Consider the following 10,822-nt stretch of genomic DNA (forward strand, 5'->3'; position numbering starts at 1 on the left):
TTCTGTTATTCCGTCTATTTTAATGAAATAGACTTGGTTCTTTTGATATAGAGGGTGCAGGGTATCACATTTGGTGGAGAAAACATAGAAGAGCGGAGGATAAGAATGAGTACAGTTTATTACCCCTTAACACATGCGCAAAAGCGAGTATTCTACACGGAAAGATTTTATCCAGGCACAAGTATTTCTAATTTGGGTGGGTTTGCCAAGTTAAGATCGGTATCAGGTCTAAATCCTTCTTTGATCGTTGATGTGCTTCAAGCGTACATTCGTGAAACTGATTCTCTTCGTTTAAGGCTGGTGTATCAACATGAGCAGGAGGAGCCCGTTCAATATATCAAGCCATATGAAAAACAGCCGATTCGTTTGGTGAAAGGATGGAGTGAAAAGGAAGTCAGGGCGTGGGCGAACGAGGAGATTCGAGAGCCGATGGAACTGATTGACCGTTCCTTAATCGAATTTACGGTCTTTCAAATCAGTGATCAAGAGTGCTGGCTGTTCTGTAAAGCACATCATATTGTGGCTGATGGTATTTCAATTATCTTGATGGGAAACCGAATCATTGATCTATACCATGACATGCTGCAGGGGGCAGACATCTCCCCAATTGAAGACATTTCCTTCGTTGATCACATCATGAGTGAGCAAACGTATGAATCTTCTAAACGTTTTCAGAAAGACCAAGCTTTTTGGAACGAGCAATTTGCCAATATTCCAGATTTCGCTTCTTTAACACCGCATAAAGGTTACGAGATGAGTTTACATGCGGAGAGATTTTCAGGGGATATTCCAGATGCTTTAAAGGAGAAGCTTCGCGTTTTTTGTGAAGAAGAGAAAGTCAGTATGCTTTCTATGTTTATGTCCGCTGTCTATATTTACTTGCACCGATTTAGCGGCATGGAGGATGTGGTCCTTGGAACCTTTATGGGCAATCGGACAAATGCAAAGGAAAAAAAGATGATTGGGATGTTTGTGTCGACCATTCCGATGCGCGCATCTGTGCAAGGATCCCTCACGTTTCTTGATTTCGTGAAGCAGGTCATGGCGGATCAGATGAAGATCTTGCGTCATCAAAAATATCCTTACAATGTGCTCATGAATGATTTAAGGGAAAGAGATGGATTTACAGGACGCCTGTTTGATATTTCTTTAGAGTATCAGGTCATGCAGTGGCAGAAAAAAGAGAATCTTTCGTTCATTACGGAGCCGATTTTTAGTGGAAGCGGAATGAATGATATATCGATTCATGTGAAAGACCGCTGGGATACAGATACATTGACCATTGATTTGGATTACCGTACAGATCTATTTAGTGAAGACGATATGAGTAAGCTGTTTGATCGATTGATGATTTTGCTGGAGGCGGCAGTCTCTCAGCCAGATCAGCTGATTGGGGCTCTCTCTTTACTGCCAGCAGATGAACAAAAGCAGCTGCTTCAATTATCTAAGGGAGAAGCATTTGATTTACCAGGAGCGAAACCAGTTCACCACTTATTTGATGAGGTAGCTAAAACATATTCAGAACGGGCAGCTGTGGTAGCGGAAAATGGAACGTTCACTTATGGAGAGCTGTATCAAAAAGCGGACAAACTGGCACGGTTTTTACAGATGAAAGGTGTCTCGCGTGATGTACCAGTTGCCGTTTTAATGGAACGGACGGCAGATGCGATTGTTGCCATTTTTGGGATATTAAAAGCTGGCGGTGCATATGTACCGATCGATCCGGCATTACCTGAGGAACGCATTCAATTTATTGTAGAAGATTCTGGTGCTTCTATCGTTTTAACAGAAGAATCGTTTGTTCAGCGATATTCATCCATTGCGGAAAAAATGGTTGTCCAGCAGCATATGGAATTAGAAGATCGTCCGCTGCCTGAGCTGATCGATCAGACGACATCACAGGATTTGGCTTATCTCATTTATACATCGGGTACGACTGGAAAGCCGAAGGGAGTGATGATCGAGCATCTTCAGCTGCATCATTTGGTTCATGCCCTGCATCACGAAGTGTATGAGGGGGCAAATCAGCTTCAAGTGGCGCTTCTTGCACCATTCCATTTCGATGCATCTGTTAAACAAATCTTTGCTGCTCTTTTATTTGGACATACGCTTCATATTGTGCCAAGGGAAATGACACGAAACGGTGTACAGCTAGCGGCTTATTACAAAGAACATCAAATTGAAGCAACAGATGGAACGCCAGCACATGTGCAGCTTTTACTTGCAACGGAATTGGATGGGCTTGCACTGACTCACATGCTGATTGGGGGAGAAGCACTCCCTGCGAAAGCAGCGCAGGCGCTGATTGAAGCTGTGCGTGTCAGCCAGCCCGATTTTGCCTTGTGGAATGTGTATGGTCCGACAGAAACGTGTGTGGATGCGACAGTTCACCGTCTAGATCTCAGTGAGCTGCAGAAGTCACCAGAACAGCGCTATGTGTCAATTGGAAAGCCACTGGGCCATCACCGGATTTATATTTTAAATGAACATGAACAACTACAGGTGCAGGGAGCTGTGGGAGAACTATGCATTGCGGGAATAGGAGTGGGACGGGGCTATGTGAATCAGCCTGAATTAACGGAGAAGGCATTCAGACGAGATCCATTTTTCTCTGAAGACCGGATGTATCGCACAGGTGATGTAGTGAGATGGCTTCCAGACGGCACAATTGATTACCTTGGAAGAATAGATGACCAAGTAAAAATAAGAGGTTACCGCATCGAAACGGGTGAAATTGAGGCAGTCATGGAGCAGGTAGACGGAGTCGATCAGGCTGTCGTGCTTGTCGTGGATGAACCGGACGGTGGAAAGGCTTTAAGTGCTTACTATCAAGCACGACAAGAATTTCTTTCCGTGGACACCCTGCAAGCCGCTATCAAACATCAGCTGCCAGCTTATATGATGCCGCTTTATTTCAAGCAGCTTGAGGCATTTCCACTGACAGTTAGCGGGAAAGTTGACCGGCGTGCGCTTGCTGCATTAAAAGGAGACAAGGCTGTCAGTGCTGTTTATGTAGCGCCTAGAAACGATGTAGAAACGAAGCTTGTTCGTTTGTGGGAAGACGTCCTTCATCAAGAGAACATAGGTGTGTACGACTCATTCTTTGACATAGGCGGACATTCACTCAAAGCGATGAAAGTTCTTACACTCGTTCAGCGGGCTTTTCAAGTGGAGGTCCCTTTATCGGTTTTATTTGAACAGCAAACAATTGCAGCACTTGCTGTTTATATTGAACAAGCGGAAAAGTCTTCACAAGTGGTCATACCGAAAGCACCGACTGCCGCCGATTATCCATTGTCACCGGCGCAGCAGCGTGTTTATATGGTGACTCAGTTGGAGCAGAGCATCGCCTATCATATGCCTGCCGTTGTGAAATTAAGAGGAACGCTGCAACGAGAGAAGTTGGAGGGAGCTTTTGAAAAACTGATCGCACGTCATGATATGCTACGCACTTCTTTTCATACAGTCAAAGGAGTCCCTCGTCAGCGGGTAGCTTCATCCGTTCCATTTCAAATAGAACAGGTGACAGGCAGCACGATGGAAGAGAACATGCGTCAATTTGTCCGACCTTTTTATCTTGAGCAGGCTCCGCTTTTGCGTGTTGGGCTACAGTCTTTACATGATCAGGAGCATCTTCTCTATTTCGATATGCATCATCTGATTTCAGATGGTCTTTCAATTGATTTAATGCTGCGTGAGCTGTCTAACGCATATGAGGGATCAGTGAAAGCGCCATTGAAGCTTCAATATCAAGATTATGCTGTTTGGCAAGAACAACAGGCAGAGCAAGGCGGTCAAATAGATGAAGCATTCTGGCTGAAAGAATTTTCAGGAGATATCCCTGCTTTGCAGCTGCTAACTGATTATCAGCGTCCGGCTGTCCAGTCTTTCGCTGGAGATCGCGTTCTCAGGAACATCGATGAGACGTTAACAGGCCGTTTGCAGGAGCTTGCAGCGAATCATCATACGACGCTGTATACCGTGTTGCTTTCTGCTTACTATACATTGCTTGCGAAATACACAGGTCAAAAGGAGTTTGTGGTGGGGACGCCAACAGCAGGCCGGGTGCATGCAGATTTGAATGACATGATCGGCATGTTTGTCCAAACACTTGCTTTACGTTCAGAGGTAGATCCGAACGGTTCAATGACACAGTTGATTGAGCAAGTAAAGGAAAAGACGATGAGGGCGTTTGAGCATCAGCAATATCCATTCGAGCGGCTGCTTGAAAAGCTAAATGTGCAAAGAGATTTTAGCCGCCATCCATTATTTGATACGATCTTTACTCTAACGCCAGATCATTCAACAGCCCAGCATATTGGAGGGATGAAAGTCGAAGTCGAGGAAACCAATTTCCATATTGCAAAGTTTGATCTCACACTTCAAGCGACGGAGTCAAGTCATGGTCTTTCCTTTGTTCTCGATTACAGTACGGCGTTATTTAAACGAAGTACAGCCGAGCAGATGCTCAAGCATTATGTTTATCTTCTGGAGCAGATGGTTGAAGTGCCGGAGCAAGCGATTCAATCATACCGCTTACTGTCTGAACAAGAGGCAGCGGCTCAATTGAAGATGTGGAACCCGTTACCTACGCCTTATCCTGTGGAAGAAACCATTGTGACGCAATTTGAATCACAAGTACAGCAGCATGGTCACCAGCCTGCTTTGCAATATAAAGATGAGGTTCTTTCTTATCAAGAGCTGAATCGCAGAGTGAACCAGCTGGCTCATTATTTACACGAACATGGTTTTGAAAAAGGGATGAAAGCGGCTTTATTCTTTGAACGTTCTAATGAGATGGTGCTGTCCGTTTTAGCTGTGCTAAAGGCTGGCGGTGTCTATGTGCCAATTGATCCTGACTTCCCTGATGAACGTATCAAGCACTTTTTGACAGATAGTGGTGCACAGTTTGTCCTGACCCATCAGGTGCTGCGTCATCGTTCTGTGCTTACTGCGTTTGAAGGGAAAATCATAGAAATAGAAGATCAAGCCGTTGATCAGCAGTCAGAGAGCAATCCAATTGTATGTGTTTCGCCTTTGGACTTGGCGAATTTAACCTATACATCTGGTACGACAGGCAAACCTAAAGGGAACATGGTGACGCACCGGAACATTTTGAGAACAGTGAAGCAGTCGAATTATCTCACCATTCATCATGAAGACACGGTGATGAGCATTTCAAACTATGTATTTGATGCATTTATGTTTGATGTGTTTGGTGCTTTATTGAACGGAGCGAAACTCATTGTTTTGCCAAAGGATCACATTTTAAATATGAATGAGCTTTCTGGCGCGATTGAGAAGGAAAAAGTCAGTATTTTAATGATCACGACCGCTCTATTTCACTTACTGATTGATATGAAAAAAGGCAGCCTAAAAAACGTCAGAAAAGTGCTGTTTGGCGGGGAACGTGCTTCTGTGCCGCATGTTGTGGCAGCCCTTGAAACGGTTGGAGAAGACAAACTTATTCATATGTATGGACCTTCTGAAAGCACAATTTTCACAACGTATTATCCGGTGAATCACATTGAAGAACAAGCACTGTCGATTCCGATCGGAAAGCCGGTGAGTCAAACGGCTGTTTATATTGTCGATGAGTTTGGACATGTGCAGCCGCCGGGAGTAGCTGGAGAGCTTTGTGTCGCAGGTGACGGACTGGTCAAGGGGTATTATCACCAGCCAGAACTAACGAGCGAAAAGTTTGTTGAAAATCCTTTCCGATCTGGTGAAGTCATGTACAAAACGGGCGATCTCGCACGATGGCTGTCAAATGGAGATATTGAATTCATTGGGCGAATCGATCATCAAGTCAAGATTCGAGGTCAGCGTATCGAGCTTGGCGAAATTGAACACCAGCTATTGCAGCATCCGCAAGTGAAGGAAGCCGTTGTCATTGCGTTATCAAATGATACATTGTGTGCATATTTCACAGCAGAAGGTGCTGTTCCGCTGTCGGATTTACGTGAGCAAGCAGGACGAGAACTCCCTGTTTATATGATGCCAGCTTTCTTCATGCAATTAGACGAGCTGCCACTAACGGGGAATGGCAAGGTAGATAGACGAGCATTACCGGTACCTGATGTAAGTGAGCAGGCTTCAAATGAATACGTCCCTCCTCAATCAGATACAGAGCGTATATTGGCACACATTTGGGAGGAAGTTCTTGAAGTTCCGAAAATCGGCAGACGTGATCATTTCTTTGAATGCGGTGGTCATTCACTGCGCGGCATGAAAATGCTGAACAGGCTCTATGAAGAGATGCATGTGGAATGTACTTTGAAAACATTATTTGAATCACCCACTTTAGAGGCGTTTGCCCTTGCGGTGGATCAAACAGATCGAACTGAAATCAGGCGAGTGGAAAAAGCGGAAGAAGCGGCTTTTTATCCTGTGACATCTGCTCAGAAAAGATTGTTTGTTCTGCAAAAAATGACAGATGCCGAGCAGAGCTATCATATGCCAGCTGCTTTAAAGCTTGAAGGTGTATTTGATGAAAAACGATTTAAAAAAGCCATTGACCAGCTTGTTCATCGTCATGAAGCATTCCGTACGAGCTTTGACTTCGTTCAGGGTGAACCTGTTCAGCGAATTGAAACGAATGTTTCTGTGAACATTGAAAACATCGAAGGGGAAGGCCGAGACATTCAGCAATTAATGAATGATTTTATCCGTCCATTTGATATAGAAAAAGCGCCGCTGCTTAGAGTGGGGCTTGTGTCTGAATCGGAGAGTGTTCATTATTTGTTGATTGATATGCACCACATCATTTCAGATGGTGCGTCTGTCGGTATTTTAATTGATGAGCTATCGATCTTGTATCGAGGAGACGAACTTGATGAATTGCCTATTCAATATAAGGACTATGCGGTTTGGTCAAACAGTGAAGAATCTCTTGTGAAAAAAGCGGAAGAAGCGGCGTTTTGGTTGGCACAATTACAAGGAGAACTGCCTGTTTTGGCGCTGCCTGAGGATCTTCCGAGACCAAAGGTTCAGACGTTTGAAGGGGACCGCGTCGAATTCTCTATAGACGGTGCGCTTAAAGCGCAATTGGATGAGTTGGTTAGATCACTCAACAGTACAACGTATACAGTGCTGCTTGCTTGCTACAGTACACTTTTAAGCAAGCTTTCGAGACAAGAAGACATCATGATCGGTTCTCCAGTGGTGGGCAGAACTCATCCTGATATTCAATCAGTCATCGGCATGTTTGTGAATACGCTGGCACTCAGAACAAAACCAGAAGGACATCAGACATTTTCTCAATTTGCGTCAACAGTTCATGAGCTTGTGTTAGCGGCAAATGAACATCAACTTTACCCATTTGAAGAATTGGTGGACCAAGTGCAAACGGTTCGCGACACAAGCCGCCATCCAATCTTTGATGTGGTGTTCTCGATGGAAAATGCAGATATTCGTGACTTGTCGATGGATGGACTTCACATTGTTCCACAATCATTCAATGAGAATATAGCCAAATTTGACTTAACCTTAACTGGAAACGAATCTGACGATCAAATCGAGCTTGTGTTTGATTTTAATTCTTCTATCTTTGAACGGTCGTCGATTGAGAAGTGGAAGGAGTATTTCCTTTACTTGATCGAACAAATGGTGTCAGCACCAGATCAATTATTAGATCAGATGCAATTATTATCACCAGCGCAACAGCAAAAACTGCTTGATGAATGGTCAGGCCCTATCCTAAATGTCCCGACAGATCAAACGGTTCATGCATTGATTGAGGCGAAGTCGCAGGAAGTATCTCATCAAAAAGCCGCTGCCTTCTGCGGCACAAGCTGGACGTATGAAGAACTGAACAACCGGGCGAATACAGTCGCCGCAAGACTCATTTCCAGCGGCACAAAACCGGGAGACCGCATCGGCATTCTCACGCGTCCATCGCTCGAGATGACAGCCGCTGTTCTCGGTGTGCTCAAGGCAGGTGCGGCATTCGTGCCGATTGATGCCGATTATCCAGCGCAGCGCATTGCCTACATGTTGGAAGATTGCGGGGCAGAGGTCCTTCTGATTCAGAAAGAGCTCACTGCACCACCTTCTTTCACAGGTCATACCCTCTTCATAGAAGAGGCGGTAGAAGGAGAAGCGCACGAGATTCAGGTTCCTGTCAAACCAACGGATCTCGCCTATATGATTTACACATCTGGAACGACTGGACAGCCGAAGGGTGTCATGGTCGAGCACCAGTCCCTTGTCAATCTCGCCTACTGGCACAATGATGCCTTCCAGGTGACGAAACAAGACCGAACCGCCAAATATGCCGGCTTTGGCTTTGATGCCTCCATTTGGGAGATGTTCCCGACGTGGATCGCCGGCGCAGAGCTCCATATCATCGACGAAGCGATTCGCCTCGATATGATCAAGCTCAATACGTATTTCAATGACGAAGGCATTACCATTGCGTTCCTGCCAACACAGCTATGTGAGCAGTTTATGTCGATGGACAATCATTCTCTCCGTTACTTACTGACAGGCGGGGACAAGCTGAAACAGGTGAAGCCCGTTCCATACAAACTCGTCAATAACTACGGCCCAACAGAAAATACGGTCGTGGCGACAAGCGGGATCATTGATCCAGATCAAGGCACGCTTCCTATCGGAACAGCGATTGCCAATACTCGTTTTTACATTATGGGTTCGTTATATGACCTCTCGCCGCAAGGCGTACCGGGTGAACTTGTGATTGCGGGGAAAGGACTGGCAAGAGGCTATTGGAATCTACCAGAGGAAACGGACAAACGGTTTGTCCCAGATCCGTTTTATCGTGGAGAGCGCATGTACCGTACAGGCGACTTGGTGAAATGGACAGAGGATGGCGAGCTGATCTATCTCGGTAGAAAAGACCATCAAGTGAGCATCCGCGGATTCCGTATTGAGCTGTCAGAAATTGAAGCGCAGCTCCTTGCGCTGGATTCAGTCCAAGAAGCCGTCGTGACAACGGTCAAAGACGCAAGTGATCAAGACGCTCTTGTCGCTTACGTCATCACAGATAACGAAACGGGCACTTTGAAAGAAAGCCTAAAGCGCACCTTACCTGAATATATGGTGCCATCATGGATCATCAAGCTAGACCAACTGCCGATGACGGCAAATGGCAAAGTCGATCTCAAAGCACTGCCAGCACCTGATGTGGATGCGAATCAAACAGCATACGAAGCGCCAAGAGATGAAGTGGAAACACTGCTTTGCGGCATTTGGGAAGATGTACTTGGCGTCAGCCAAGTTGGTATTCACGACCACTTTTTCTTCCTTGGCGGAGATTCGATTAAAGGCATCCAAATGGCAAGCAGACTCACGCAAGAGGGCTGGAGGCTCGATATGAAGCTGCTTTTCCAATACCCAACGATTGCGGAGCTTCGCCCATATATCGAAGAAGCGGACCTTCTCACAGCCGATCAGTCAGCTGTCGAAGGAGAGGTTATTTTAACACCGATACAGCGTTGGTTCTTTGAACGGAACTTCAGCAGCCAGCATCATTGGAATCAGTCCGTTATGCTCCATGCGGCAAATGGTTTGGATGAAGCGCTTGTCAAGCAAGTGCTCGAGCAGATGATGACCCATCATGATGCTTTGCGATTGGTTTATCCGATAGAAGAAGGACGCATCATCCAGCGTCATCGTGGAGTAGACGAAAACGATGTAGCGGTGGACGTGATAGAAGTACAAGGAGAACGATCACAGCAAATCGAGCAGGTAGAAAAGCTGGCAAATGAAGTGCAGGCGAGTATTTCTTTAACAGAGGGACCATTAGTCAAACCTGCGATTTTCCGTACGGATCATGGAGATCACTTATTGCTCGTTGTACATCATCTTGTCATTGATGGTGTGTCATGGCGTATTTTCCTTGAAGACTTCATGGCTCTTTATGAGCAGGCGAAGCGTGGGGAAGAGCTGACCCTTCCTGAAAAAACACATTCATTCCAAGCATATGCCCAGAAGTTGACGGAATATGCAGTGTCAGATGAGCTGCTGGCAGAAAGGGACTATTGGAAAAAGGTACTTGGGCATTTAACTGCACCTCTGCAAAAGGATCATGTTACAGAGGATCAAAGAATGCTGCATACAAAAACCATTCGCTTTACGCTGTCTGAGGAAGAAACACGCAGTCTACTGACAGAAGTACATGAGGCGTACCATACGGAAATCAATGACATTTTGCTAACCGCTTTAGGATTGACCCTGAAAGAGTGGACAGGAGAAGACAGACACTTAATTCACCTTGAAGGACATGGAAGGGAAGACATCCTTCCGGCGGTCAATGTGTCGCGGACCATCGGCTGGTTTACGAGCATGTATCCTGTGCTACTTGATTTGTCGCATGCGGAGGATCTTTCGTATCAAATCAAGCTTTTGAAAGAAGAGCTCAGACACATTCCGAACAAGGGAATCGGCTATGGCGTTTTAAAATACTTAACGCCTGACAAAATGAAGGACGGTATCGCATTTGATGTCACGCCAGATATCAGCTTTAACTATCTTGGTCAGTTTGATGAACAGATTGGCGGGGGTGAACTAAGTCGATCCACTTGGCAGGCAGGTCAATCATTAAGTCCAGAATCAGAGAAACCTCATGCATTAGATATTGTTGGTTTCGTAGAACAGGGCTTGTTCCATATGACGATTTCCTATCACCAGCTTGAATTCGAAGAGCAAACGATGGAACAGTTTAAGGACCTTTTAGAAAAGAACGTGAAGGCACTCATCTCACATTGTGTATCACAAGATGAAGCGCAAATTACACCTAGTGATGTAGGAGACGATGACCTGACCATGGATGAACTTGAAAAGCTAATGGATATATTTTAAG

At 45.4% G+C, this 10,822-nt stretch carries 1 protein-coding gene; it reads left to right on the top strand.

Translation table 11 applies throughout. The features are described 5' to 3' along the window. Positions 1 to 105 precede the first annotated feature (105 nt). Positions 106 to 10,821, top strand: a complete 10,716-nt coding sequence (locus NSQ11_RS02070) for an amino acid adenylation domain-containing protein (RefSeq protein WP_342501228.1) — start codon at positions 106 to 108, stop codon at positions 10,819 to 10,821. Position 10,822: the final 1 nt, after the last annotated feature.

The sequence above is a fragment of the Bacillus sp. FSL W7-1582 genome, from assembly GCF_038593325.1.
GTDB classification, from domain to species: domain Bacteria; phylum Bacillota; class Bacilli; order Bacillales; family Bacillaceae; genus Bacillus; species Bacillus altitudinis.